General features: G+C 41.5%; 1 protein-coding gene. It reads right to left on the reverse strand.

The genetic code is table 11. The annotated features are described in order from the left end of the window. Positions 1-84: 84 nt before the first annotated feature. A partial coding sequence (locus tag H0R92_RS14020; RefSeq protein ID WP_432966301.1) for a hypothetical protein occupies positions 85-660 on the reverse strand: 576 nt, incomplete at its 5' end.

Here is a 660-nt window from a genome sequence, read left to right on the forward strand (position 1 = left end):
TCTTTAAACAACATAAAGTCATCGGTGAATGTCAGTTCATCCACATCTTTAAATTAACCTTAGGGTACAAAGGGCGTAGAGGATTTAAAGGGTTTGTAAAATATCCTTTGTTATGCCCGTTATGCTGCAAATTTCATCGGGGTCATACCCTCTATTTTTCATTACAGCTGCCGTTTCCAAAGCTTTTTGCCGGGCGCCTTTTTCAAACCCGATAGCTTCGCTTTCTTCTCTTTGAACCGCTATATCGGTTGCGTAATCGTATTCTGCCAACAACATATTCATTACCTCCCGCGATTTGCGCTCCAAGTACTCCCTTAGTATATCATTATTTATACATTCCTGTACAGCTTTTTCAAAGCCTTTCTCCCTGTCAAGCTTGAGGTGTTTTCGCACTGTGTCTACAAATAAACTGTACTGGGCAAGCGGTTTACACTGCTCAAGAATTGTATGTGCTTTATCCTGATTGATATTCACCACTTCGACAATGAGTTCAAGGTTCGGCTGTGAGCCGGCCGTCATAAAAGCGTCGGAAAGTTTTAGTGTTTTATATTCCGGGAAATCTTCTTCACCGTTGTAAAAGACATAGAATTCGGGAGAAGGAATCTTAACCAAACGGCGCAAATACTTATCGCGCGGATTTTGTATCTGCTCATACAAGCG

The organism is Treponema sp. OMZ 840 (genome assembly GCF_050937815.1).
GTDB lineage: Bacteria > Spirochaetota > Spirochaetia > Treponematales > Treponemataceae > Treponema_C.